Source organism: Streptomyces sp. DSM 106670, from assembly GCF_055792845.1.
On sequence record NZ_CM147704.1, the window covers coordinates 645,180 to 670,415 of the forward strand.

The following is a 25,236-nucleotide window of genomic DNA, read 5'->3' on the forward strand; positions in this document are numbered from 1 at the left end:
CGATACGTCGTGTCCGTCACCGACGATGTCGTACTCGGATCGACGCAGCGGAACCAGCGAGGTTAGCCTCACCTTACCAACAGCTCGAACGTTCGAGCCTACCCAGCCACATGAGGTCCCATGTTTGCTCCTGCCCGTCTTCTCGCCGTCGCGGCCGTCGCCGCGCTGGCCCTCACCGGCTGCTCGGCCTCCGACCCGTCGGGCGACGGGGACAAGGCGTCCGCCGCGAAGACCCGTACCGTCACGACCGACTACGGCAAGGTGAAGGTGCCGACCGAGCCCAAGCGGGTGGTCGTGCTGAACCACGCGCTGGCCGGTTATCTGTACGACCTCGATGTGCCGGTACAGGCCACGATTCCCGAGGACGCCGACGGCAAGGGCGAGTTCTCCCCGTACTGGGAGAAGGAGGCGAAGGAGGACGGCACGACGTTCCTGCCGTGGAGCGTCGACGGTTTCGATCTGGAGGCGATCCTCGCCCTCGATCCCGACCTCATCGTCGGCGGCGGCATCGGCTTCCCGCTGTTCCAGGCGGAGAAGGTGTACGACGACCTCTCCGACATCGCTCCCACCGTGCTCGTCGGCAAGAAGCTCGGCGACTGGCGGGCCCAGTTCTCCTTCCTCGCGGACGACGTGTTCGGCAAGCCCGACGTCTACACGAAGCACGTGGCCGCCTACGACAAGCGGATCGCCGAGGTGAAGAGCGCGATCAAGCCGCCGGCCGGGCCGGTGTCCTTCCTCACGCTCACCGGCGACGGCACCGCCTTCGGTCTGGTGGAGAGCGTGGGCCTGCCCACCGAGCTGAAGAAGGTCGGCATCGAGCCGGCGCCGATCTTCGCCGACGGCGGTTTCAAGGTGTACGGGCAGGGCGGTGACATGTTCGAGCTGTCGACCGAGAAGGTGGGTCAGACCATCACCCAGCCGTCCGTGTTCGTCATGGGCTTCAACGCCGACACCACCGACGTCGCCACCCTGAAGAAGAACCCGGTCTACGGCGCGCTGCCCGCCTTCAAGGCGAACCAGGCCTACGACCTCCCGCACTGGGTGCTGCGCGGCGACTACGACGAGTCCATGGCGCTGCTCGACATCATCGAGAAGAAGTTCTCCTGATGGCGGCCCAGCGCGCCTACACGACGCACCCCCTCGTACTGCGCCGGGTCACCGTGCGCCGCGTCGAGGAGGTGACCCCCCGGATGCGGCGGGTCGTCCTCGGCGGCGGGGACCTCGCGGCGTTCACCCGCGACGGGATCGACCACCCCGGCTTCGCCGCGCCCGGGTTCGACGACCACATCAAGCTGATCCTGGCCGCCGACGGGAACGTCCGCGCGGCGCTCCCGGCGCAGTTGCCGCACGGCATCGAGTGGACGCCGGCCGAACACCGGGTGACCCGCGACTACACGCCCCGGCGGGTCGACCTCCGTACGGGAGAGCTCCACCTCGACTTCGTGGTGCACGGCGAAGGGCCCGCGGAGGCCTGGTCGGCGTCGGCGCGGGAGGGCGACGAGCTGTGGTTCGTCGGGCCCAAGTCGTCGCTCCGGCTGCCGGAACGGCTGGACTGGATCCTCCTCATCGGGGACGAGACGGCGCTGCCCGCGATCGGCCGCTTCCTCGACGAGCGTCCGCTCGACGCCACGGCGCATGTCCTGGTGACCGTCTCGGACGACTCGGCACGCCAGGAACTGGCGCTGCGCGACGGCGACACGGTCACCTGGGTCCGCGCGGAGCCGGGCGACGCGGCGGCCCTGGAGACCGCGGTCCGCGCGCTGCCGGTGCCCTCGGGTGAGGGCTATGCCTGGGCGGCGGCGGAGAGCCGGGCGCTGCTTCCGGTACGCCGGTATCTCCGGCGGGAGCGGAAGCTCGCCAAGGACCGGGTGAACATCACGGGTTACTGGCACCGCGAAGAGGCCACCGCACCGGAGGCGGAGGGCGCCGCCGAGACGGGCGAGGCCGCACAGGGCCCCGCCGGGATCCCGTCGCCGCTGCCCTGGCTGGTCGCCCGCGCCGCGTTGCGGCTGGGCGTCGTCGACGCGGTGGCGGACGCGCCGGGGCTCTCCCCCGAGGCGCTCGCGACCCGCCTGGGCGTGCCCGGGCCGGGCATCGACGTCCTGCTTCCGCTGCTCGCCAGGTACGGCGTGGTGACCGGCGGCGACGAGGGGCTGCGGCTCGGTCCGGCGGGCGAGGAACTCCTGGAGGACCACGAGCGCGAGGAGTACACCGGCCACGAGGCCGAACTGCTGCTCGCCCTCGCCCACCTGGCCCCGGCGCTCCGGAGCGGCACATCACCGTGGCGGCTCGCCTCGGGCGCCTCCCTGCACGAGACGGTGACGCACGACGCGGAGCGTTACGGCGAACTGGTCGAGGAGTGCGAGCAGTTGGTCTTCCTGCTGAACGGTCTGACGGCCGACTCCCTGTGGGCGGACGTCGAAAGCTGCCTGCTGACCGGTCCTGGCAGTGCCTCGGTGGTCGCCGCCCTCGACGACGCCGGACGGCGGCCGAGGCTGCGGATCGCGGAGGAGGCCACACCGGCCGGGGTCCTGCGCGGGCACATCACGGCGCCGGACCGGATCGACTGGACGGCCGGTCCCGCCGATGTCGCCGTCGCCGCGAAGGCGCTCGCCCACCGCACCGACGAGGAGGCCGTACAGCTCCTCACGCGGCTGGCCGGCTGGACCCGGACGGCGGTCCTCGTCGAGGCCTCCCGCCCCGACGGCCTGAGCCCGCACGCGGCCGAGGCGGGCCTGCACGCCTACACCGCGACCGGCAGCCCGCTGCGCGACTCCGCCGCCGTCGCCGCCCTCGCGAGGCGGTCGGGCTGGGACGTCGAGCGGACCGTCGCGCTCGGCTGGGGCACGGAGGCCACGGTCCTGCGCCGGAGCTGACGCCCGCCCCCACAGGGGAGGGGCGGGCGGGAGGCCGCCGGGGTCAGTCCGACCTCGGCGGCTTCCGCGCGTCGAAGGCGAAGAGGGTGTTCTTGGCGGCGGCCACGAACACCGCCCGCCCCGCGACGGTCACCCGGGGGCTCGCGTCCTGTTCGCCCGTCAGACCGTCGGCCTGCGGATCCGTGCTCCACAGCGGGGCGCCGTCCTCCCGCGACAGCGCGACCACCCGGCCGGTGGCCGAGCTGAAGTACACCGCGTCGCCGCCGGTCGCCGGGCCCGACGCCCCCTCCACACCGGTCTGCCGTGACCACTTCCGCTCCCCGGTCGCGGAGTCGAGCGCCGTCACCCGGCCGGTCTGTCCGCTCACGTAGACGGTGCCGTCCGCCATGCCGGCCGTGCCCGCGTACACCTGGCCGAACCGGGAGTACGTGACCTTCCGCGCGGCCGGGTCGACCCGCACCACCCCGTCGTACCCGGCCTGCGCCACTCCTTCGTAGCGCTTCGAGAGGAGGACGAGCCTGCCGTCGGCGGCGCCCACCGGCACGACGGGGCCGTCGACCGCGACGGGTTCGCCGAGTGTCCCGGAGGCGAGGTCGAGCGTGGCCAGGGTGGGACGGTTCACCTGTACGGCGTCCACCTCCGCGTCCTTCGCGCACATGGCGAGCAGCCGGGGGCCCGCCGGAACGGGGGCGCACTGGGTGCCGCCGGGGAACGGCGTCGTCCAGGTGATCTCGCCGCTGTGGGCGTCCCGGGCCTCGAAGCGGGAGTTGGAGGCGTCGACCGTCACCACGGCGGAGCCGGTCACGACGGCGTCCATGGACCGGCCCGTGACGGCCGTCGACTGGGCGGCGGACGGCACGGACCACAGCTCACGGCCGCTGTCCGCGTCGAGGGCCACCACCTCGCTGCGCGGGTCCTGCGGGGCGTCCTGGGCGGCGAAGCGGTAGCCGAGGACGGTGTCGTCGGTGGCGCCCACCAGGTGCATGCCCTGGACGGGTACGCCCGGGCTCTTCGCCACCCACACCCGCGATCCGTCCCGGGCGTCGATCCGGGTCGCGACCACCCCGCCGCCCCCGCAGAACAGCGCGTCGTCCCGCGCGACGCACCGCAGTTCGTCGGGGATGTCCTCGCGGCCGCCCGGCACGGTCCTGTGCCACGGCTCGAAGCCCTTCGGAAGCGCGCCGGCCGGCGAGGCCGCGGTGCTGCGGCGCGTGTCCCCGTCGCCGGGGTCCGCCCCGCCGCCGGACGCCCCGAAACCGCCCGTCGTCAGCGCGGCCACTCCCCCGCCGATCGCGGCCACCGCGACCGCCGCCGCGAGCACCGGCCGCCAACGGCGGCGCAGCCGGCCGCCGATCGCGGTGCCGGTGCTTCCCGTGCCGGAACCGGCCGGGGCGGCGGGCGCCGGGTCGGCCCCGGTCGCGAGGTGGTGCTGCGTGACCATGTCGCGGGTGCGCCCGGCGACCGGCCCGCCGGGTCCTGCCCCGCCGAGGTCGGTCGGCAGGTCCCGCAGCAGCACGAGGAGTTCGTCCACCGAGGGGCGGCCCTCGGGCTCCTTGTCCAGGCAGGGCTCGACGACCGCGCGCAGGGCCGTCGGCACGGAGCCCAGCGACGGCTCCTCGTGCACCACCTGGTAGGCCGTTATGTAGGGGCTGTCGGCGTCGAAGGGCCCGTGGCCGGTCGCCGCGTACACCAGGAGCGTCCCGAGCGAGAAGACGTCGGACTGCGGCCCCACGCCGCGCGGCGCCTGCAGCTGTTCGGGCGACATGAAGGGCGGTGTGCCGATGACCCGCCCGGTCATCGTGAGTGTCTGCTGGTCCACGGCGCGCGAGATGCCGAAGTCGATGACGCGTGGGCCCTCGGGCGAGAGCACGACGTTGGAGGGCTTCAGATCGCGGTGGACGACCCCCACCCGGTGGATGTCGCGCAGCGCCTCCGCCAGGCCGATGGCAAGGCGTCTGAGCTCCGCGCCGTTCAGCGGGCCCTGTTCGGTGATGCGCTGGGCGAGCGTGGGCCCTTCGATGTAGGTCGTCGCCATCCACGGCTGATCGGCCTCGGGAGCGGCGTCGACCACGGCGGCGGTGAACGCTCCGCTCACCCGCCGCGCGGCCGCCACCTCCTGCCGGAAGCGGATGCGGAATTCGTCGTCCCCGGCGAACTGCTGGTGGATCAGCTTGATCGCGACGGGTCGCCCCGAGCTCGTACGGGCCAGGAAGACCGTGCCCATGCCACCCGAACCGAGCCGGTCCTCCAGCGGATAGCCGCCGATCTCGGCTGGGTCACCTCCGCGCAGCGACACTCTTCCCGACCTCCGTCCCCCGTGCGTCTCGGCCATCGCGGGCCTGCTCATCCGTCCTGCACACAAACTAGCCGCAGGGCGGTACGGGCGAGCGCGGCGGGTACCGCGCCCGGTGCCGCCGGGCCGCGGATCCGCGTCGGACGCGTGCTCCCGGATGTCACTCCGGATCGTCCCGGATGCCGGGCCCGGCGCCTCCGCCTCTACCGTGTCGACGGCGCCCGCCAGACCGACCCGTCCGGAGCCCGGGGAGCAGCGATGCCGACGACCCTCACCAGTGACGACCGCCCCACCGCCACGGCGTTGCGGCAGCAGGAACGCGAGGTGCTGTCCGCGGTCGGCTGCGGACTCGGGGACGAGGAGATCGCCGCCGCGCTGGCCGTTCCCGAGGACACGGTGGCCGAGCATCTCGCGCGGATCCTGGCGAAGCTGGGGCTGCGCGACCGGGCCGCCGCCATCGTCCACGCCTTCGACTGCGGTCTGGTCGCCCCCGGGCACGGCCCCCGGCCCCGGCCGGCGCGACCGGCCTCCGGGACCGTGGCCGTGCCGGTGGCGGGAGCGACACCGACGTTACGGGTCTCCCTGCTGGGGCCGTTGCGGGCCTGGCGGGACGGGCGTCTCCTCAACCTGGGGCACCAGCGCCAGCAGACCGTTCTGGCGGTTCTGGCGCTGCGCCTGGGGCGGCCCCTCACCCGTCGGGAACTCCTGGACGATGTCTGGGGGTTGGAGCAGCCGGCCGCAAACGTGGTGCCCGTGTACGTCTACCGGCTGCGCAAGGCACTGGGCGACGGGGGCGGTCCGGCCCCGGTCATCGAGCACGGCCCCCGGGGCTACCGGCTGGCCCCCGGCGCCGTCGATGTGGACGTGGCACGGGTGGAGGAGCTGGTCGCCGGCATCGGGGAGGCCGAGCGGGCGGACGATCCGGCGGAGGCGGTCCGGCTCTGTTCCCGGGTGCTGGAGCTGTTCCGCGGGGAGCCCCTGGCGGGGCTGCCGGGGCCGCTCGCGGAGCTGGAGCGGCTGCGGCTCACCGAGCGCAGGATCGCCGTGGTGCGGCGGAAGGCCCGGTGGCAGCTGCGTCTGGGCCGGGACGCCGAGGCGATCGCCGAGTTGTTCGCGCTGTCGGCGGAACACCCCCTGGACGAGCCGTCGGCCGCGATGCTGATGCGGGCGCTGCAGCGGGACGGGCGCCAGGCCGAGGCCCTGGCCGTGTTCGAGCGCGCCCGCCGCAGCCTCTCCGACGACCTCGGGGTCGCCCCGAGCAGGGTGCTGCGGCGGGCGCATCAGATGATCCTGCGCGGTGACGAGGCCGGACCGGACCTCGGCCCCGCCTGATCTACGCGGCGGCGAACTCGCTTTCCAGCCGGGGGATCAGGTCCTGGAGGTCCTGCTCCCAGCAGTGGCCGTTGTGGCCGCCGTTGCACTGGCCGCCCCACCCGGCCCCGTCGCCGTAGTTGACGTAGTAGTAGGACATGCCCAGGGCGTCCATGGCGGCCTTGACGTTCTTGGCCGCGCCCGCCACCCAGAACTCGGGATCGGTGATCTCGCCTCTCCCGTCGCCGGTGTAGACGGAGACCCGCACTCCGGCGTCGGCCAGCCGGTCCATGTGCTGCGAGGGGTCGACCTCGTTGAACCGCCAGTCGGCGTTGAACACCGGGTAGGGCGAGCCGAAGGCCGCGTCGCTGTCCACGGCGGGTCGGTACGGGGAGTAGTTCGGGTCGCAACTCCCGGACGCCAGGGCGCAGATGACGCCCTGCCCGTCGATGAGGGAGGCGACGACGGCCAGCCGCAGGCCCATGGACCTGACCGAGAAGTCGATGTCGCCGGAGAGGGAGGCGGTGTGGCTGAAGAGGTCGGGGCGGACCTGGGCGTAGTGGAAGGCGCCGAAGCCGCCCATGGAGACGCCGGCGACGGCCCTGGCCTTCTTGGTGGCGATGGTCCGCAGGTTCGCGTCGATGAACGGGATGACCTGGTCCAGGTGGAAGTTCTGCCAGTTCTGCGCTCCCGCCGCGGTCTTCTGGTTGAGCCAGTTGGTGTACCAGCCGCGGGCGCCGCCGTCCGGGATGACGGTGATCATCTCGTCCGACCGGTAGAGCGCCGGGTAGTTCTGCTGGACCGGGTCGTCGGGCGAGCCGTGCAGGAAGTACAGGACCGGGTAGCGGCGGTCCGGGGCGTCGTAGTAGCCGCTGGGAAGAATGATCTTGATGTGCTGCTCGCCCGCGACCTCGGGCGTGGTCACGGTGAGGTGGAAGTCGGTGGCGCTGCCGACCGGCGCGCCGACCTGGGTCAGGCCGAAGCCGTCGGGCAGCGACGGCGGCGTGCCGGGGTCGGCGGCGCGCACCGCCCCCGCGGGTGCGACCACGGCCACCGCCGCGACGGCCCAGGCCACCGCGAGCCGCCACCAGAGAGCTGTTCTTCGTACGGTACTCGTCACTGCGTTCCCCTCGTGAGGCTGTCGAAAGGCTCAGTTCAGAACGGTGGTGCGCAGGTGCGGTGAGGCCGCGATCTGTTCCTCGGTGAACCGCTCGGTCACCCACCCGCCGGCCGAGAACAACCTGGTCTGGTCGGCGTGGTGCGGCGAGTTCGGGTTGGCCGACTGGGAGTAGGCCATGACGGAGAGCGCCTGCGGCGGGCCGGTGGCGGTGAAGCGCACCTGCTGGATGAAGCTGGAGCCGAAGACGATGTCCGGCGCGCCGTCGACCTGGCCGGGGGTGATCACGTTCAGCACGCCGAGCTGGCCGAGCGAGCCGTGGATCGGGATCTGTTCGCCGCCCCGGGTGACCTTCTGGATCTCCGACAGCGGGGCGTTCAGCGCGATGTTCGCCTTGCGCAGCGCGAGGACGGCCCGGCCGAAGGCGTCACGTACGGCGGAGCTTCCGGAGTCCAGCGAATTGGGTGTGTGCACCGGGTCCTTGGGGTCGAAGGGGACCCGCCACGGCAGCTTCTCCACCCCCTGTCCGTTGAGCAGGAAGGCCCAGTAGTTGGCGAAGAGCCAGGAACCCCGGCTGTCCGTCGTGTAGTCGTGGCTCTTCCAGGCGGCCAGGACCGGGCAGGCCTCTCGCACGTCGACCAGGTTGCCGTCGACCAGGATGTGTCCGAAGGGCACGTTCTGACACATCGTCACCGTGGCGTCGAGGGCCAGGTCGGCGGCTCTGCTGTTGTCGGCGAACAGCAACTGCCCCATGGTTTCGGGGGTGAAGCCCTTGCCGGGGAGGCCGTCGGTGCCGGCGATCCGCTTCTGCGCGGTCAGGATGAGTTCCTGGGTGCGCAGCGACCGGGGCGCGGCGGTGTCGCCCATCACCCGGGGGAAGGCGAGCGGTTGCGCGGGGTTGGCCAGCCAGGGGCTGTCGTTGGCGTTGCCCACGAAGTCGCTGCGGATCAGGCGCGGTTGCTTGTGCGGGTCCAGCAGTCCCGGCGCGGCCGCGTTCGGGTCGTCGGGCCAGTCACAGGCGCTGCGTTTGCCGTCGAGGATGGAGATCGGCGGCACGTTCGGCAGCCGGAGCGACTGATCGAACAGCAGTCGGCCGGTGGCGGTGAGGCAGGACTCCGCGTGCTGGTCGGTGATGTTCGGGGTGGCCTGGATGTCCGCGTACAGCGCGTTGCCCGTGCGGTCGGAGGCGACGGTGTTGAAGAAGGGGACGCCCTGGGTGGTCTCCAGGATGTTCACGACGTCGTGGACGTCCTCGGCCTGGTCGAGGCGGAACCAGCTGTTCAGCGCCCGCAGGTTGTGCAGGTTCACATCGCGGACCGCGTGCGCGCTGACCACCCAGGGCAGGGGGATGCCCTGCATGGATGTGGTGACGGGGCCGTAGCGGGTGGACCACAGCGTCCTGGCGGCCTTGGCGAGGGAGCCGTCCGGCTTCAGCACATCGACCTCGACCCGCTGCGAGGCCATCCGCTCCCAGGCGCCGTCCACCAGGTACTTGGTGGGGTCGAGCGGATCCACCTGTACGTCGAACAGTCCGAACGGGGCCACCGTGGCGACCGTATGGCTCCAGGCCACGTTCTCGTTGTAGCCGATGTTCACCGCGGGGAAGCCCAGCAGGCTGGCCCCGGAGACATTGACCTTGCCCGGGATCGTCAGCTGGCTCTGCCACATCCGGTTCTTGCCCTGCCACGGGAAGTGCGGGTTGGCCAGCAGCATGCCGGTGCCCCCGGACACGCCCTGCGAGCCGACCGCCAGGGCGTTGCTGCCCATGCCCTGTTCGCGGCTCGCCGCCATCGCGTCGCGGATCTTCGCGGCGGTCTCCTCGGGCGAGGAGGCTCGTGGCGCGGGCTTGCCAGATGCGGCCTTCGGCCGTGCGGCGGCCGAGGCTCCCGGGGGCGCCGCGTTCACCTGGCCGTCCAGGAGCGCGTCGGCGCTGCCCATGATGATCTCGGCGTGCGCGTGCCGGTAGACGTCCAGCTCCGTGATCGGCCGGACCCAGTCCGCGCCGCGGCAGGCCGGGTCGGAGATGCCGTCCACGCCGGTCTCGGCCAGATATCTGTTGTACCCCTGGACATAGCCGCGGATGGCTTCCCGGACCTCGGGGTCGGGCCCGTCGGGGGCGGGCTTGTCGAGGAGCCGTTCCACCACCCGGTCGTCCTTGAGCCGCTGGAAGTACAGATCGCTGTTGAGGTTGCTGGTGGTGTTCTGGTTCTGTCCGGGGCTGGCCCTGCCGTCGGGGCCCAGATGACGGGACCGCCGGGCGTCGACCATCAGATAGGTGTCGGCCAGGGTGCAGATGTTGTCCTCGGCCGCCGCGTATCCGTAACCCGTTCCCAGCCCCTCCCAGTCCGAGGCGATGATGTGCGGAATGCCGTACTCGGTGTAGCGGATCGTCGGCCTGTCCGGCCCCGCTCCGGCGGCCGCCGCCCCCGTGGCCGTCGAACCGGTGGCCGCCAGTGTGCTCATCACCGCCACCGCGGCGACGACCGCCACCGGCAGCCTCGTTCGGTGTCTCCTCCGTGCCATCGCTGTCCCTCCCCTGTCGTACGGGCTGTCGCCCGAACGCGGTCAAGCTAAGGAGCGGCGATGAAATCCCGCTGAAATCAGAACGGTGACTTGGCCCACTGAACCCCGTCCAGAACGGGGCATCCATGGCGTCGGGCGGCGGGTTTTGGCTATGTGGCCGAAGAGCACCGATGAACTCCCCCGCCGGATGAGTATCGTTCCGCTCGTCCGACAAGCGACAAACAGGACGGGGGGCGCAGTGAGCGGTGTAGTCGTTCATCTGCCGCAGGGAAGCGGTGGCGCCGTCGGCGGCGGACCGCACGGGGACACGATGACCTTACGGCTGGGCCCCGGTGAGGCGGCCCGCTTCGGGCGGGGCTCCACGGCCCTGCCCGTGGAACTGCGCCTCGACGATCCGGCGATCTCCCGGCTCGCCGGGGAGATCCGGGTCACCGACGACCACTGGCAGTTGACGAACCACAGCACGACCCACAGCTATCTCGTGGAGAACCCGGAGGGCGCCGGGGAATACCTGCGGGTGCCGCCGCGACGGGTGGGGGCGCCGATCCCGTTCGAGTTCGCGCGCGTCGTGCTGCCGACGCGTGGTGACGTCACGACCTCCTTCCAGGTGTTCGCGCCCGACCACCTCTATCTGGACCCGGACGCGATGGGCGGCCCCTGGGGGAACAGCACGGTCACCGCGTACTCCCTGAACGAGACGGCTACCTACTTCCTGGTGCTGGTCGCGCTCTGCGAACCGCGGCTGCGCGACCAGTCGCGGGTGGCGGTCCCCACCACGCCGCACATCGTCGAGCGGCTCGGTGGGCATCTGCCCGGGGGCGAGCTGACCGCACGGGCGGTCAGCTCGCACATCGACTACCTCGCGGAGCAGAAGCTGCGCATCGGCGGCCCGGACACCCCCGAGCCGGGCAAGGGCGACCGCCGCAACGGCAAGCGGGAGGAGATCGTGGCCCTGGCGCTGCGGTTCGGGCTCGTACGGGAGGAGCATCTCGCGCTGCTGCCGCCCCTGACCGGGGCCGGCGGGCGGGAGCGGCAGGCCGCACGGTGAGCGCGCCGCACGGCGTGCGGGACATCGCGGACGGCGACGGCGCGGAGCTGCTTCCGCCCGGATACCGGGTCGGGGACTGGGTGGTCACCCGGCCGATCGGCTCCGGGGGCTGGTCCACGGTGTACGCGGCCCGGCCGGCCGAGGGGCGGACCGGCGGGGCCGCCGTGCCCCGGGGGCACACCGACGTGGCGCTCAAGATCATGCCGACCGCCGGGCTCGCGCCGCGCCAGGCGCGGCGGATCGTGGAGTCCGCCCGCCGCGAGGCCGAACTCGGGCGCGGGGCCGGGCATCCCCGGCTGATCGGCGTCCTGGAGTCGTTCGTTCTCACCGCGGCCGACCGCCCCGCGCTGGAGGGCGCGATCGTGCTGGTCATGGAGCGGGCCGTCGGCAGTCTGCGGGAACTGATCGACGCGGGGGTGCCGGAGGGTGATCGCGGCCGGCTGATCGCGGGCATCTGCGAGGGGCTCGCCCATCTCCACCGGTCGGGCTGGGTCCACGCGGATCTCAAGCCGGAGAACGTCCTGCTCGGCAGGGACCGGTCGGTGAAGCTCTCCGACTTCGGCCTCGCCACCGAGCTGACCGGCACCCACGGCCATGTGCCTCCGCTGGGCACCCTGGACTACTTCCCGCCCGAGCGCTGGCGGGCGCCGCTGGGCGAACTCGGCGTACGGGTGCGGCCGTCGGCGGACATCTGGGCGCTGGGCATCGTCATCCACGAGGTGTTCGCGTCCGGTGCGTCGCCGTTCCCCGGGGCCACGCCCATGGCGCGTGGCGCCGCGGTCCAGGAGTACGGCCAGGGGCGGGCGCCGCTGCGCATGGACCAGGCCGTACCGCCGTTCTGGCGGGCGCTGGCGGCCGACTGTCTCGCCCCGACCCACGAGGCCCGCGCGCCGCACAGCGCGGAGCGGCTGCTCGCCCGGATCGCCGCCCACCGGGCGGGAGCCGGGGCGGGTGCGGGTCGGCGGGGCTCCCGGGCCCGCGCGGCCGTCCTGGCGACCGCGCTGTGCGGGATCGCCGGCGCGACCCTGTCCGCGGACGCGGTACGGGCGGCCTCTTCCGCACCGCCGGGCCGCGCGGCCACCACGCCGCCCGGCGCGATCCAGGTGTACAACGCGGAGCGGGACTGCCGGGGACGGGCCGACCGGAACCCGCAATGCAGCCTCGGCCTGGCGATCGACCCCGTACGGCCCTACACCGCGGAGAACGTCGTGCCGACCAGGGTGTGGCACGGGGACGTCCTCATCGCCGACTGCCGGGTGCTCGACGGGGAGACCATCATCGACGAGGAGGACCGCCGCTCCACCCACTGGTTCCGCGTCCGCCTGCCGCCCGGCTCCGAACCGCCGGCCGCCTGGCTCCCCGCCGTACGCGCCAAGGAACGCCCGGCGCTGCCGGAATGCTTCTCCGACAGGCCCTAGGAGCGGCCGGACAGACCTGGTTCACCCGGAGCGTTCACCCGGGCGGGCGGTCGGTCTTCGGTACGTAGTGCTGGGCCATCCCGCGCCGCTCCTCGGGCGGGAGGTTCCGGGCCGGTGTCTCCACCGGGCCCGGCACCGCCCGGCCCCGCTCGCGGTCCCAGCCCGCACGGGCGCGCGGGTGGTAGCGGTGCCGTTCGGGGACGCGTTGCCAGGTGTGGTGCACCACCAGGCCCAGTGCGCGCAGCAGCCGTTCGTCGTGGGGCGTCCAGCGCAGGCCGAGGCGTTCCCGCACGGCCGGCGGATACATGCCGACCGTGATCCACAGTGTCAGCCGGACGAGCGGGATGCGGGCGAGGGCCCACAGCGGCGACGGCAGCAGCCGCAGGAGGGGCGGTTTGGCGATCCTGCGCATGTTCAGGACGTCCCGGGTCGGCCGGTTGTCCTCCAGGACGTCGGCGCACATGTGGTCCCAGTACCGCTGGAACTCCTCCCAGGTGCGGGGCACGGGTTTCATCGAGAGGCCGTACAGCGCGTACCAGCGGACGTGTTCGTCGAAGAGCGTGTGCCGCTGCGCGTCGGTGAGGCCGCCGCCGAAGCGCTCGGCCACCTGCACGGTCAGCATGAAGAACGTGGCGTGCGCCCAGTAGAACGTGCCCGGGTTGAGGGCGTGGTACGGGCGGCCGTGCTCGTCGACCCCGCTGATCGAGGCGTGGTAGCCACGTACCTCGCGGGCGGTCCGGGCGGCGAGCGGGCCGTCGTAGACGACTCCGCCGATCGGGTACAGCGAGCGGAAGAGGCGCTCCCAGCGCTCCTCGAAGAAGCGCGAGTGCTCGGCGACGCCCGCGCCCAGCTCGGGGTGCATGTTCTGCATCGATCCGGCCCAGGGCGCGAGGAGGAGACCTCGCCAGTCGCCGAACCACCGCCAGGTGAGGGAGTCGGGGCCGAGGGGTTCGGGGGCTGCCGGGCCCGCCGGGCGCGGTCGTTGGTCTGACGCTGTCACGTTTACCTCCGCTGGGGGTTTTCCGTTGCGAGGCCGTCGAGAGCAATCTGATGACACCTGTCCTCAGGTTAGAATGTGCGGACACCTGTCGTCAATTGCGTGAACAGAACACGGGGGAACCGGAGTTGACGGAACGGAGCTGGGGCGGGACCAAGCTCGCCGATCGTCGCGCCGCCCGCCGGCAGACCCTCCTGGACGTCGCCGAGCGGCTGGCCGGCGAGGAGGGGTGCGCGGCCGTCACGGTCCGGTCCGTGTGCCGGGAGGCCCGCCTGACGGACCGCTACTTCTACGAGAGCTTCACCGGCCGCGACGATCTGCTCCTCGCCGCCTTCGAGCGGGTCGCCGACGAGGCCAGAAGCGCGCTGGAGGAGGCCGTGGCACTCAGCGATCCACAGGTCGAGGTCCGGGCCCGGGCCGCCGTCGCCGCCTTCGTCGCCCTGGTCCTGGACGCGCCGCACAAGGGCCGTCTGCTGCTCCTGGAGCCCTTCGCCGATCCGGCCCTCGGGGCCCACAGCCACCGGCTCATGCCGGTGTTCACCGACCTCGTCGGCGGCCAGCTCGCCGGTACGGGCGACGACATCGACCGCCGCATGGCCGCGCACGCCCTGGTCGGCGGCCTGGCGAACCTCTTCGCCGGATGGCTGCACGGCACGCTCGACGTACCGCGCGAGCGGCTGGAGTCGCACTGCGTGGCACTGGTGCTCGCGGCGACCGCTCCCGGGGAGCGGCCCGGCGGCCGGTGCGGGGGTCACGCCACCTGACGCGTCACCATCACGCGAATCGAACAAGGTGAAAGTTTAACCAACACTCTTCTCAACCGGATTGCCCCTCACTACGGTGAGGGACCCATGAGTCCCCCCATCGCCCCCGTGGGCTGGAGTCGCTGGCTGGTTCCGCCCGCCGCCCTCTCGATCCACCTCTCCATCGGCCAGGCCTACGCCTGGTCCGTGTTCAAACCACCGCTGGAGGAAGCGCTCGGCCTCAGCGGCACGCAGAGCGCCCTGCCCTTCCAGCTCGGCATCGTCATGCTCGGCCTCTCCGCGGCCTTCGGCGGTACGCTCGTGGAGCGCCGAGGCCCGCGCTGGGCGATGACGGTCGCCCTCGTCTGCTTCTCCTCCGGCTTCCTGATCTCCGCACTCGGCGCCGCGACCGGGCAGTTCTGGCTGATCGTCCTCGGATACGGCTTCGTCGGCGGCATCGGGCTCGGCATCGGCTACATCTCGCCGGTGTCGACGCTCATCAAGTGGTTCCCCGACCGCCCCGGCATGGCCACCGGCATCGCCATCATGGGCTTCGGCGGCGGCGCGCTGATCGCCTCGCCCTGGTCGGCGCAGATGCTGGAGTCCTTCGGCAGCGACACCTCCGGGATCGCGCTGGCCTTCCTCGTCCACGGACTGTCCTACGCCGTCTTCATGCTGCTGGGCGTCCTGCTGGTACGGGTGCCGCGGCCGCGGGGCGAGCAGCGGGAGGCCGGTGGCACCACGGCGTCCGACGGGCCCCGGGTGTCGGCGCGGCAGGCGCTGCGCACCCCGCAGTTCTGGCTGTTGTGGGTCGTGCTCTGCATGAACGTCACCGCGGGCATCGGCATCCTGGAGAAGGCCGCGCCGATGATCTCGGACTTCTTCGCGGACACCTCCACGCCGGTGTCGGCGGCGGCCGCCGCCGGGTTCGTGGCCCTGCTGTCCGCGGCCAACATGGCGGGCCGGATCGGCTGGTCCTCCACCTCCGACCTGATCGGCCGCAAGAACATCTACCGCCTCTACCTCGGTGCGGGCACGCTCATGTACGCGCTCATCGCCCTGGTGGGAAGCTCCTCCAAGCCGCTGTTCGTGCTGTGCGCGCTGGTGATCCTCTCCTTCTACGGCGGCGGCTTCGCGACGATTCCCGCCTATCTCAAGGATCTCTTCGGCACCTATCAGGTCGGCGCGATCCACGGCCGTCTGCTCACCGCCTGGTCCACCGCCGGTGTGCTGGGGCCGCTGATCGTGAACTGGATCGCCGACCGGCAGGAGGAGGCCGGGAAGGACGGCGCGGAGCTGTACGGGACCTCGCTCTTCATCATGATGGGCCTGCTCGTCGTCGGCTTCGTGGCCAATGAGCTGGTCCGCCCGGTCCACCCGTCCCACCACCTCGACGCCGTGACGGCGCGGAAGGGAGCGCCCGATGTCCGACGACAGCAGTCAGAACCCGCCTGACGCCGCCGCGGTGAAGGACCGGCGGCCGCTGATCGCCTTCACCTGGCTGTGGGTGGGCGTCCCGCTCGCCTACGGGCTGTACGAGCTGATCCGCAAGGCCACCCAGCTCTTCACCGGCTGACCCGATGCGGGCTCCGGGCCCGGGCCGCCGGGCCCGGAGCCCGGCGCCCGGGACGGGTGCCGCCGGGCTCAGCCCACCAGGTCCGGGGCGCGCAGCAGTTCGGACGGGATGCCCCAGGCGTCGACGAGGCCGCCCGCGAGGGGCCGGACCTTGCGGCAGAGGTCGTTCACCTCGCGGGTGATCGCCTTGGAACGTTGGACGGTCAGCCGGCCGTGCTCCATGAACCACGCCCGGTCCGCCTCGATCGTCGACAGCGCGAACAGGTCGCACAGCAGGCCCAGCGCGACCTTGTTGCCGCCCTCGGGCAGCGTACGCAGCTTCTCGACGAAGGCCTCCAGCACCAGCCGCTCCACATGGGCGCGGGCCACGGCGATGACATGGTCCTGGACCTGGGAGAAGACGACGCCGGGATCGCGCTTCTGGTCGATCCCGCGCTTGAGCCTGCGGGCCACCCCGGCGAGCAGATGCTCCTCGCGGTAGCGGACCATGGCGAGCTGGTACTCCGAGTCGAGCAGACCGGCCTCCTGGTCCCACTCGTCGCCGCCGGGCAGCAGATCGCGTACCCGCTCCAGCAGTTTGTGGGCCGACGTCTTCTCGATGACCGTCTCGACGGCGAGGTTGGTGACGTAGCGGACCATGCCGAGCTGGTCCAGGTCCTCGAACTCACTGGCGTAGTCGGTGAGCAGGCCCTTGGCGACGAGCTGGAGCAGGACGTGGTTGTCGCCCTCGAAGGTGGTGAAGATGTCGCTGTCGGCCTTGAGGGCGGCGAACCGGTTGACGGCGAGATAGCCGGCGCCGCCGCAGGCCTCCCGGCACTCCTGGATCACCCGGGTGGCGTGCCAGGTGCCGAGCGCCTTGGTTCCGGCGGCCCGTGACTCCAGCCGGCGCCGTTCCTGCGGGTCGTCCTCGATACCGGAGAAGACCTCGTGGAGCTGCGTACGGACGACGTCCTGCGCGAAGTGCAACGCGTAGGTACGGGCGATGAGCGGCAGCAGCCGGCGTTGGTGCAGACCGTAGTCGAGGAGGAGCTGTTCCTCGTCCCGTGAGCTCGCCGCGAACTGCCGGCGGCGCAGTGCGTACTTCGTGGCGACCGCGAGGGCGACCTTGGCGGCGTTGACCCCGGCGCCGCCGACGCTGACCCGGCCCTGCACCAGGGTGCCGAGCATGGTGAAGAAGCGGCGGTCGGGGTTGTCGATCGGGCTCGTGTAGACGCCTTCCGGGGTGACGTCGGCGAACCGGTTGAGCAGCGCCTCGCGGGGCACCCGGACACCGTCGAACCGGATGCGCCCGTTGTCCACACCGTTGAGGCCCATCTTGCGGCCGTCGTCCTCGATGTCGACGCCGGGCGCCACCTCGCCGTCGACCCGGATCGGCACGACGAACGCGTGCACGCCCTCGGACGTCCCGCCCACCTCCAACTGGGCGAAGACGACCGCCAGTTCCCCGTGGCGGGCGGCGTTGCCGATGTAGTCCTTGCGCGCCTGCTCACCCTCGGTGGTGATGACGAACTCCCGGGTGGCGGCGTCGTACCGGGCGACCGTGCCGAGTGCCTGCACATTGGAGCCGTGTCCGGTCTCGGTCATCGCGAAGCAGCCCATCAGCTTTCCGGTGACCAGGTCCGGCAGATGGGCGTCGTGGTGGCGTTCGGTGCCCAGGTGCAGGATCGCGCCGCCGAAGAGCCCGAACTGCACGCCGACCTTCACCAGCACCGACAGATCGCCGAAGGCGAGCGTCTCGAACGCGGCGATCGAGGCCCCGACGTCGCCGCCCCCGCCGTACCGCTTCGGGAAGCCCATGCCGGTCTGGCCCGTCGCCGCCATCGCGACCACGAGCTCGCGCACCCGTTCGCGGAAGGCGTCGATGCCGAGCTCGTCGGCCTCGTCGAGCACCGAGGCATGCGTCACCAGGTTGGCCCGGACCAGGTCGCGCACCTCGGCGTACTCGCCGTCGAGCACCTCGGTCAGCGCCCGGACGTCGAGCTCCGGCTGTACGTATCCGCCGGAAGCGGTAGCTGTTTTGTCAGTGGTCATACCACTTCGCTACCCCGTCCGGGGACGATCACCTCGCAACCCCGCACGGATTTCGCCGGACCGGGGAACGTACCGGCGCAGAAGGCCCCGGTCCCCCGGCCGGCCGGGGTGGCATCGAGCCTCAGGAACCGGCCCGGCGTTTGTTCCAGACGTCGAATCCGACCGCGGCGAGGAGCGCCAGGCCCTTGATCACCTGCTGCCAGTCGGTGCCTATGCCGACCAGGTTCATCCCGTTGTTGAGGACCCCGAGGACCAGGCCGCCGATGACGGCGCCCAGCACCGTCCCGACACCGCCGCTCATCGACGCCCCACCGATGAAGGCGGCGGCGATGGCCTCCAGCTCGAAGTTGATGCCCGCCTTGGGCGAGGCCGCGTTGAACCGGGCCGCGAACACCAGTCCCGCCAGGGCCGCCAGCATGCCCATGTTCAGGAAGACCGCGAAGGTCACCTTGCGGTCCTTGACGCCCGACAGCTTGGCCGCGGGCAGGTTGCCGCCGATGGCGTAGACGTGCCGTCCCACCACCACGTTGCGCATCACGTAGCCGAAGCAGACCAGCAGGACGGCGAGGACGATCAGGACGACGGGCGCGCCCTTGTAGCTGGCGAGCAGGAGCGTGGCGACCGCGATGGCGGCGGTCAGGGCGACGAGCTTCAGCACGAACAGGTTCTTCGGCAGGGGCGCCAGGTCGAACTCCCGCTGCCGGGCCCGGTTGCGGATCTCCTGGTTGACCACCAGGGCGATCACTCCGAGCCCGAGCAGCAGGGTCAGGTTGTGGTAGTTGGTGACGGGCCCCACCTCGGGCAGGAAGCCGTTGGCCACCTTCTGCAGGCCTTCGGGGAAGGGACCGAGGGTCTGCCCCGCCAGGAAGATCTCGGTCAGGCCCCGGAAGAGCAGCATGCCGGCCAGGGTGACGATGAACGACGGTATGCCGACGTACGCGATGAAGAAGCCCTGGACCGCCCCCGCGGCCGCGCCGATGAGGAGGGTCACCACCACGGCGAGGGGCCAGGAGAGATGGTGTTCCACCATCAGCACCGCCGCGACCGCGCCGACCAGAGCGGTCAGCGATCCCACGGAGAGGTCGATGTGACCGGAGATGATGACGATCATCATGCCGATGGCGAGGATGAGGATGTAGCTGTTCTGCAGGACGAGATTGGAGACGTTGCGCGGCAGGAGCAGGTCGCCGCCCGTCCAGATCTGGAAGAGCAGCACGATGAGTCCCAGCGCGAACAGCATCCCGTACTGCCGGCTGTTGCGCCGGACGCTGTCCACCAGCAGACGCGCCACCGCCGGGGCGGCCCCGCGTGGCCCGGGGTCCGCGGCGGCCGGAGGGGTGGGACTGAGGTCAGTGCTCATCGGTGAGTCCTTCGTGGGGTGCGGGGTGCCGGGGCGCGGGGACGGCGGGGTCGTGCGTCATGTACCGCATCAGCAGCTCCTGGTCGGCTTCGGACCGGGAGCTCTCACCGGTGATCCGGCCGGCCGCCATCGTGTAGACCCGGTCGCACATGCCCAGGAGTTCGGGCAGCTCGGACGAGATCAGCAGGACCGCCTTGCCTTCGGCGGCGAGCCGGTCGATCACCGTGTAGATCTCGTACTTGGCGCCGACGTCGACGCCTCTGGTGGGTTCGTCCAGGATGAGGACCTCGGGCCCGGCGAGGATCCACTTGCTCAGGACGACCTTCTGCTGGTTCCCGCCGGACAGCCGGCCCACCTGCTCGAAGACGTTGCGGGCCCGGATGCTCATGGTGCGGCGGAAGTCCTCGGCGACGACGCGTTCCTGGTGGCTGTCGACCACCCCGCGCCGGGCCAGCCGGGGAAGCGAGGCGAGGGAGATGTTCCTGCTGACGGTGTCCTGGAGGTTCAGTCCGTAGTGCTTGCGGTCCTCCGTCACATAGGCGATGCCCGCCTCGATGGCCTCCGGCACGGTGCGGGTCCGCGCCTCGGCCCCGTCACGGAGCACCGTTCCGGCGAGGTGTCTCCCGTAGGAGCGGCCGAAGACGCTCATGGCGAGTTCGGTGCGGCCCGCGCCCATCAGCCCGGCGATGCCGACGATCTCGCCGCGCTCCACCCGCAGCGACACTCCGTCGACCACGGTTCGCTGGTGGTCGACGGGGTGGCCCACGGTCCAGTCGCGGATCTCCAGGGCCGGCGCGGGAGCGGGCGGGGCCGCACACGGGGTCCGGTCGGGGAAGCGGTTGTCGAGGCTGCGGCCGACCATGCCGCGGATGATGCGCTCCTCCGTGGTCCCGGGAGCGCCGAGGTCGAGGGTCTCCACGGTGTGGCCGTCGCGGAGGATGGTGACGGAGTCGGCGACCTTCGCGATCTCGTTGAGCTTGTGGGAGATGATGATCGAGGTGATGCCCTGGTTCTTCAGCTCGCCGATCAGGCGGAGCAGTTGGGCGCTGTCCTCGTCGTTCAGCGCGGCGGTCGGTTCGTCGAGGATCAGCAGTCCGACGTCCTTGGCCAGCGCCTTGGCGATCTCGACCAGCTGCTGCTTGCTCACGCCGATGTCGGCGACGCGAGTCTGCGGGTGCTCGTCAAGACCCACCCGGCGCAGGAGTTCGGCGGCCCGGCGCAGGGTCCGCGGCCAGGCGATGACTCCGCGCCGGGCGGGCTCGTGGCCCAGGAAGATGTTCTCGGCGATCGAGAGCTGGGGCACCAGGGCCAGCTCCTGATGGATGATCACGATGCCGCGCCGCTCGCTGGCGCGGATGTCGCGGAACCGGCACTCCTCGCCCTCGTAGCGGATCTCCCCCTCGTAGCTGCCGTGCGGATGGACGCCGGAGAGGACCTTCATCAGCGTGGACTTGCCCGCGCCGTTCTCGCCGCACAGCGCGTGGACCTCGCCGCGTGCGACCCGTAGGTTCACCTCGCTGAGCGCCTTCACGCCGGGGAACGTCTTGCTGATGGAGCGCATGTCGAGCACGAGGTCGCCGGCCGCGCCCTGTTCCGGGACGCCGCCGGCCTCCGGGGCTTCCTCCGTCACCGCAGGTCCTCGGCCTTCAGGTAGCCGGAGTCCACGAGCACGGCCTGGTAGTTGCTCCTGTCGACGCTGACCGGCGGCAGCAGGTGGGCCGGTACGACCTTCTTCCCGTTGTCGTAGGTCGTGGTGTCGTTGGTCTCGGGCTTCTTCCCGTCCAGGACCGCTCCGACCATGTCGGACGCCACCTGGGCGAGTGCGCGGGTGTCCTTGTAGACGGTCTGGGTCTGCTCGCCCGCGATGATCGACTTCACCGAGGCCGCCTCCGCGTCCTGCCCGGTGACCACCGGCAGGGGCTTGGCGGAGCTGCCGTAGTCGTCGGACTTCAGGGCCGACAGGATGCCGATGGAGATGCCGTCGTACGGGGAGAGAACCGCGTCGACCCGGGCGCTGGAGTACGCGGAGGTGAGGAGGTCGTCCATCCGCTTCTGGGCGGTGCCGCCGTCCCAGCGCAGGGTGGTGACCTGGTTGAGGCGGGTCTGCCCGGAGCGGACGACGAGGCGTTTGTCGTCGACGTAGGGCTTCAGGACCTTCATGGCGCCGTTGAAGAAGTACTTGGTGTTGTTGTCGTCGTTCGAGCCCGCGAACAGCTCGATGTTGAAGGGGCCCTTGTCCGGCTGCTCCTTCAGGCCGAGCTTGTCGACGATGTAGCCCGCCTGGAGCTCCCCGACCTTCTCGTTGTCGAACGAGGCGTAGTAGTCGACGTGGGGAGAGCCGAGGATCAGCCGGTCGTAGGAGATGACGGGGATGTCGGCGTCGGCGGCCTGCTGGAGCACGTTGGAGAGGGCCTCGCCGTTGATCGCGGCGATGACCAGGGCGTCCACCCCCTGGGTGATCATGTTCTCGATCTGGGAGACCTGCTGGTCGGGGTCGTCCTCGCCGTACTGGAGGGTGGTCCGGAAGCCGGCCTTCTTCAGGCTCGCCGTCATGTTCCGGCCGTCGGCTATCCAGCGCTCGGACGATTTGGTCGGCATCGCGATGCCGATGGTCCTGGCGTCCTCGCCGGACTTCTCACGGCTTCCGCCCTCGCTGTTCTGGCCGCAGCCGGTCAGCAGCAGGGCGCACGCGGTGGCGGCGGCGAGGAGCGGAAGAGCATGTCGTCGGTTCGTCATGGTCGTTACCTGGCATTCCCGTCGTTGGGGCGGCTCTGGGGGCAGGGGCGACAGCCGGCGGGCGCCCGCTGTCGCGGCGCGGGCGCCGTCGACAGGGGAACCGCTCACCAGCCACTGGATTGTTAGCGCTCACACATGTCGGGGGCAAGAGGCGTTAAGCTGTTTCTCGAATTCGAGGTGGGCCCGTCGCCCTCGCGGAGCACCCCGCGGCCGGGCCGCGGCCGTCGTCCGGAGGAAGCAAGGCATGACCCGCCCCACCGAGGCCGTCCGCCCACCGACGATGGCGGATGTCGCCCGGGAGGCGGGGGTCTCCCACCAGACCGTCTCCCGTGTGCTCAGCGGTCACCCCAACGTCCGGGCCACCACCCGGGAGCAGGTGACGGCCGCGATCGAGCGGCTCGGCTACCGCCGCAACTCCGCGGCCCGCGCCCTGGTCACCCGGCGTTCACGCACCCTCGGCGTCATCGCGGTCGACCCGACGCTCTACGGCCCCGCGAGCACCCTCGCCGGACTCCAGGAAGCCGCTCGCGACGAGGGCTACCTGGTCTCGACCGTCACCCTGCGCAGCGGCGGCGGCCATGCACTGGAGGACGCCCTGGACCATCTGGCGGCCTGGGGCGTCGAGGGCGCCGTCGTCATCACCCCCCAGCGTTCGAGCGTGGCCGCCCTCGCGCGGCTGACCCCGCCCTTTCCCGTGGTCACGGTGGAGGGCAGCCACGGGCTCGACGTCCCGGGCGTCTCGCTGGACCAGGAGCTGGGCGCCAGGCTCGTCACCGAGCACCTCCTCGCCGCCGGCCACGAGACCGTCTGGCACGTGGCCGGCCCCGAGGACTGGCTGGAGAGCGCCGCGCGCACCGAGGGCTGGCGGGCCGTCCTGGAGGAGCACGGGATCCGCCCGCCGCGCGTACTGCGGGGCGACTGGAGCCCCTTGTCCGGCTACCACGCGGGGCAGGAACTGGCGGGGCTGACCCTGGCCCGGCGCGGCACGGCCCCGGTCACGGCGGCCTTCGTCGCCAACGACCAGATGGCGCTCGGGGTGCTGCGCGCCCTGCGGGAGGCGGGGATCCGCACCCCGCGGCAGGTGGCCGTCGCGGGTTTCGACGACATCCCGGAGGCGGGGTTCTTCCCGCCCCCGCTGACCACCGTGCGCCAGGACTTCACGGCCATCGGCCGCCGCAGCATCCAACTGCTGCTGGAGCACATCGAGGGCACCGCGGCCGGCGTCGAGCACATCGTGGTGGAGCCGCAGCTCATCGTCCGCGCGAGCACCCGCTCGCAGGACGGCGCCTGAGCCGGCCGCCGGGAGCCCGTCCGGGCACGTCCGCGGTACGCGAAACGGCGCACCCTCTTGCCCGAACTGATTGTTAGCGCTAACAATCAGGGGCGGCGGCGCTCCCCCGCACCCACTCCCGCAGCAGAGAGTCTCGCTCGTGACCCCACAGCCCGATCCTCCCGGCAGCCCTGACGACCGTGCGCCCGACGACCGTGCCCCTGACGACCCTGCGCCCGACGCCTGCGCGATCGGCGTCGACTTCGGCACCCTCTCGGCACGCGCCGTGGTGGTGCGCGTCCGCGACGGCGCGGAACTCGGATCCGCCGTGCACACCTACCGCAACGGCGTCATCGACCGGAGCCTGCCGGGCTCGGACACCCCCCTGCCCCCCGACTGGGCGCTCCAGGATCCGCGCGACTGGCGGGAGGCGCTGCGTACCGCCGTACCGGAGGCGCTCGCGGCGGCGGGTGTCGACCCTTCCCACATCATCGGCATCGGCACCGACTTCACCGCCTGCACGGTGCTGCCGACCACGGCGGACGGCGTTCCGCTGGCCGAGCAGCCCGCCTGGGCGGACCGGCCCCACGCGTGGCCGAAGCTCTGGAAGCACCACGCCGCCCAGGAGCAGGCCGACCGCATCAACGCCCTGGCGCACCGGCGGGGCGAGCCCTGGATCAGGCGCTACGGCGGCCGGATCTCCGCGGAGTGGCAGTACGCGAAGGCCCTCCAGGTGCTGGAAGAGGATCCGCGGGTGTACGCCGCCTGCGCCCGCTGGATCGAGGCGGCCGACTGGATCGTCTGGCAGCTGACCGGCGCCGAGTCGCGCAACTCCTGCACCGCGGGCTACAAGGGCATCCACCAGGACGGCGCCTACCCCTCGCCCGCGTATCTCGCCGGGCTCCACCCGGACTTCGCCGACTTCCCCGCCACCCGGCTGGAACACCCGCTGCTCCCGCTCGGCTCGTGCGCCGGAACCGTGACCGCCGAAGCGGCGGCCCTGACCGGGCTCAGGCCGGGAACCCCGGTCGCGGTGGGCAACGTCGACGCCCACGTCACGGCCCCCGCGGCCGGGGCGGTGGAGAACGGCCGTCTGCTCGCCATCATGGGCACCTCCACCTGCCATGTCGTCAACAGCGACGCGTTGGCCGACGTACCCGGTGTCTGCGGTGTGGTCGACGGAGGCATCGTGGCGGGCGCGTACGGCTACGAGGCGGGGCAGAGCGGGGTGGGCGACATCTTCGCCTGGTGGCTGCGGCAGGGCGTGCCCGACGACTACCGCGCCGCCGCCGAGGCCGCCGGTGAGGACCTGCACGAGCAGCTGTCCCGGCTCAGCGCCGAGCAGCCGGTCGGGGCGCACGGGCTGGTCGCGCTGGACTGGATGAACGGCAACCGCTCCACGCTCGTCGACCACCATCTCTCCGGTGTGCTGGTGGGCCTCACGCTCGACACCCGCCCCGAGGACGTCTACCGCGCCCTGCTGGAGGCGACCGCCTTCGGCACCCGCGTCATCGTCGAGGCCCTGGAGCGACACGGGGTGCCCGTCACGGAGTTCATCGCGGCGGGCGGGCTCAAGAAGAACCCGCTGCTCATGCGGATCTACGCCGACGTCCTGCGCCGCCCCGTGTCGCTCGCCACCTCCGACCAGGGCCCCGCGCTCGGTTCGGCGATCCATGCGGCGGTGGCGGCCGGGGCGTACCCGGACGTACGGACGGCCGCCGCCCGCATGGGCGGCGTCGAGCGGAACGCGTATCTCCCCGACCCGGACAACGCCGACGTCTACGACGAGCTGTTCGCCGAATACCGCGCGCTGCACGACCACTTCGGCACCGGCGACGACCTCCTGCTGCACCGGCTGCGCAGGCTCCGCAACCGGGCCAGGGCCCACCGGGCCGCCCCCTGACCCCGGTCCTCGCAGCCCGCCACACCCGCACCACG

At 71.9% G+C, this 25,236-nt stretch carries 18 protein-coding genes; 10 read left to right on the top strand and 8 right to left on the bottom strand.

The window, feature by feature from the left end; all coding sequences use genetic code 11:
- Window positions 1–120: 120 nt before the first annotated feature.
- Window positions 121–1,107 (top strand): ABC transporter substrate-binding protein, encoded by a 987-nt coding sequence (locus tag ACSMXR_RS02800; protein ID WP_137231576.1) that lies wholly within the window; start codon window positions 121–123, stop codon window positions 1,105–1,107.
- Complete coding sequence (locus ACSMXR_RS02805; protein WP_473171156.1) at window positions 1,107–2,876, top strand: siderophore-interacting protein; 1,770 nt, start codon at window positions 1,107–1,109, stop codon at window positions 2,874–2,876. The genes ACSMXR_RS02800 and ACSMXR_RS02805 overlap by 1 nt, the downstream gene beginning before the upstream one ends.
- A 43-nt stretch (window positions 2,877–2,919) precedes the next feature.
- On the opposite strand, the gene ACSMXR_RS02810 is transcribed toward ACSMXR_RS02805, so the two are convergent.
- Window positions 2,920–5,172 carry a serine/threonine-protein kinase gene (locus ACSMXR_RS02810; RefSeq protein WP_473171157.1) on the bottom strand — a complete coding sequence of 751 codons (2,253 nt, stop codon included), beginning with the start codon at window positions 5,170–5,172 and terminating at the stop codon, window positions 2,920–2,922.
- A gap of 255 nt (window positions 5,173–5,427) precedes the next feature.
- Between ACSMXR_RS02810 and ACSMXR_RS02815 the strand changes: the two genes are divergently transcribed.
- Complete coding sequence (locus ACSMXR_RS02815; RefSeq protein WP_381910372.1) at window positions 5,428–6,501, top strand: BTAD domain-containing putative transcriptional regulator; 1,074 nt, start codon at window positions 5,428–5,430, stop codon at window positions 6,499–6,501.
- 1 nt (window position 6,502) lies between these two features.
- Here the strand turns inward: ACSMXR_RS02815 and ACSMXR_RS02820 are convergent, their stop codons facing one another.
- Both ACSMXR_RS02820 and ACSMXR_RS02825 read right to left on the bottom strand, forming a co-directional pair.
- Window positions 6,503–7,600 carry an alpha/beta hydrolase gene (locus tag ACSMXR_RS02820; protein ID WP_473171158.1) on the bottom strand — a complete coding sequence of 366 codons (1,098 nt, stop codon included), beginning with the start codon at window positions 7,598–7,600 and terminating at the stop codon, window positions 6,503–6,505.
- Between the two features lie 30 nt (window positions 7,601–7,630).
- Window positions 7,631–10,087 carry a penicillin acylase family protein gene (locus ACSMXR_RS02825; protein WP_473171159.1) on the bottom strand — a complete coding sequence of 819 codons (2,457 nt, stop codon included), beginning with the start codon at window positions 10,085–10,087 and terminating at the stop codon, window positions 7,631–7,633.
- A 271-nt stretch (window positions 10,088–10,358) separates the two neighbouring features.
- Between ACSMXR_RS02825 and ACSMXR_RS02830 the strand changes: the two genes are divergently transcribed.
- Window positions 10,359–11,168, top strand: a complete 810-nt coding sequence (locus tag ACSMXR_RS02830) for an FHA domain-containing protein (RefSeq protein ID WP_170994505.1) — start codon at window positions 10,359–10,361, stop codon at window positions 11,166–11,168.
- The gene (locus ACSMXR_RS02835) at window positions 11,165–12,586 is read left to right on the top strand and encodes a serine/threonine-protein kinase (RefSeq protein WP_473171160.1); all 1,422 of its coding nucleotides are present in this window, start codon (window positions 11,165–11,167) and stop codon (window positions 12,584–12,586) included. The genes ACSMXR_RS02830 and ACSMXR_RS02835 overlap by 4 nt, the downstream gene beginning before the upstream one ends.
- A gap of 34 nt (window positions 12,587–12,620) precedes the next feature.
- Here ACSMXR_RS02835 and ACSMXR_RS02840 read toward each other — a convergent pair whose 3' ends face one another.
- A complete protein-coding gene (locus tag ACSMXR_RS02840; protein ID WP_473171161.1) occupies window positions 12,621–13,586 on the bottom strand; it encodes an oxygenase MpaB family protein in 966 nt (321 codons plus the stop codon).
- A 125-nt stretch (window positions 13,587–13,711) separates the two neighbouring features.
- Between ACSMXR_RS02840 and ACSMXR_RS02845 the strand changes: the two genes are divergently transcribed.
- From ACSMXR_RS02845 to ACSMXR_RS02855, 3 genes are all read left to right on the top strand, one after another.
- Entirely contained in the window at window positions 13,712–14,347 is a 636-nt protein-coding gene (locus ACSMXR_RS02845) for a TetR/AcrR family transcriptional regulator (protein WP_473171162.1), read from the top strand.
- An 87-nt stretch (window positions 14,348–14,434) separates the two neighbouring features.
- Window positions 14,435–15,781 carry an OFA family MFS transporter gene (locus ACSMXR_RS02850; RefSeq protein WP_376184862.1) on the top strand — a complete coding sequence of 449 codons (1,347 nt, stop codon included), beginning with the start codon at window positions 14,435–14,437 and terminating at the stop codon, window positions 15,779–15,781.
- Window positions 15,750–15,902, top strand: a complete 153-nt coding sequence (locus ACSMXR_RS02855; RefSeq protein WP_170994504.1) for an MFS transporter small subunit — start codon at window positions 15,750–15,752, stop codon at window positions 15,900–15,902. The genes ACSMXR_RS02850 and ACSMXR_RS02855 overlap by 32 nt, the downstream gene beginning before the upstream one ends.
- Window positions 15,903–15,970: 68 nt before the next feature.
- Here ACSMXR_RS02855 and ACSMXR_RS02860 read toward each other — a convergent pair whose 3' ends face one another.
- The 4 genes from ACSMXR_RS02860 to chvE all read right to left on the bottom strand — a co-directional run bounded on the left by ACSMXR_RS02860 (window position 15,971) and on the right by chvE (window position 22,028).
- Window positions 15,971–17,932: an acyl-CoA dehydrogenase family protein gene (locus tag ACSMXR_RS02860; RefSeq protein ID WP_137231556.1), complete on the bottom strand. Its 1,962-nt coding sequence runs from the start codon at window positions 17,930–17,932 to the stop codon at window positions 15,971–15,973.
- Window positions 17,933–18,053: 121 nt separating this feature from the next.
- On the bottom strand, window positions 18,054–19,292 hold the full coding sequence (gene mmsB / locus ACSMXR_RS02865) for a multiple monosaccharide ABC transporter permease (RefSeq protein WP_137231555.1): 1,239 nt from the start codon (window positions 19,290–19,292) through the stop codon (window positions 18,054–18,056).
- On the bottom strand, window positions 19,282–20,853 hold the full coding sequence (gene mmsA / locus ACSMXR_RS02870; protein ID WP_473172333.1) for a multiple monosaccharide ABC transporter ATP-binding protein: 1,572 nt from the start codon (window positions 20,851–20,853) through the stop codon (window positions 19,282–19,284). Before mmsA ends, mmsB begins: the two co-directional genes overlap by 11 nt.
- 65 nt (window positions 20,854–20,918) lie before the next feature.
- A complete protein-coding gene (chvE, locus tag ACSMXR_RS02875) occupies window positions 20,919–22,028 on the bottom strand; it encodes a multiple monosaccharide ABC transporter substrate-binding protein (RefSeq protein ID WP_137231551.1) in 1,110 nt (369 codons plus the stop codon).
- A gap of 244 nt (window positions 22,029–22,272) precedes the next feature.
- On the opposite strand from chvE, the gene ACSMXR_RS02880 reads away from it, so the two are divergent.
- Both ACSMXR_RS02880 and araB read left to right on the top strand, forming a co-directional pair.
- Window positions 22,273–23,319, top strand: a complete 1,047-nt coding sequence (locus ACSMXR_RS02880) for a LacI family DNA-binding transcriptional regulator (RefSeq protein WP_376184865.1) — start codon at window positions 22,273–22,275, stop codon at window positions 23,317–23,319.
- A gap of 139 nt (window positions 23,320–23,458) precedes the next feature.
- A complete protein-coding gene (araB, locus tag ACSMXR_RS02885) occupies window positions 23,459–25,201 on the top strand; it encodes a ribulokinase (RefSeq protein ID WP_473171163.1) in 1,743 nt (580 codons plus the stop codon).
- The last annotated feature ends 35 nt before the right edge of the window (window positions 25,202–25,236 follow it).

What these genes read in the sequence shown, in the direction of transcription:
- ACSMXR_RS02800 (WP_137231576.1), top strand. Translation starts at nt 121, where the DNA reads ATGTTTGCTCCTGCCCGTCTTCTCGCCGTCGCGGCCGTCGCCGCGCTG.
- ACSMXR_RS02805 (WP_473171156.1), top strand. Translation starts at nt 1,107, where the DNA reads ATGGCGGCCCAGCGCGCCTACACGACGCACCCCCTCGTACTGCGCCGG.
- ACSMXR_RS02815 (WP_381910372.1), top strand. Translation starts at nt 5,428, where the DNA reads ATGCCGACGACCCTCACCAGTGACGACCGCCCCACCGCCACGGCGTTG.
- ACSMXR_RS02850 (WP_376184862.1), top strand. Translation starts at nt 14,435, where the DNA reads ATGAGTCCCCCCATCGCCCCCGTGGGCTGGAGTCGCTGGCTGGTTCCG.
- ACSMXR_RS02855 (WP_170994504.1), top strand. Translation starts at nt 15,750, where the DNA reads ATGTCCGACGACAGCAGTCAGAACCCGCCTGACGCCGCCGCGGTGAAG.
- ACSMXR_RS02860 (WP_137231556.1), bottom strand. Translation starts at nt 17,932, where the DNA reads ATGACCACTGACAAAACAGCTACCGCTTCCGGCGGATACGTACAGCCG.
- mmsB (WP_137231555.1), bottom strand. Translation starts at nt 19,292, where the DNA reads ATGAGCACTGACCTCAGTCCCACCCCTCCGGCCGCCGCGGACCCCGGG.
- mmsA (WP_473172333.1), bottom strand. Translation starts at nt 20,853, where the DNA reads ATGCGCTCCATCAGCAAGACGTTCCCCGGCGTGAAGGCGCTCAGCGAG.
- chvE (WP_137231551.1), bottom strand. Translation starts at nt 22,028, where the DNA reads ATGACGAACCGACGACATGCTCTTCCGCTCCTCGCCGCCGCCACCGCG.
- ACSMXR_RS02880 (WP_376184865.1), top strand. Translation starts at nt 22,273, where the DNA reads ATGACCCGCCCCACCGAGGCCGTCCGCCCACCGACGATGGCGGATGTC.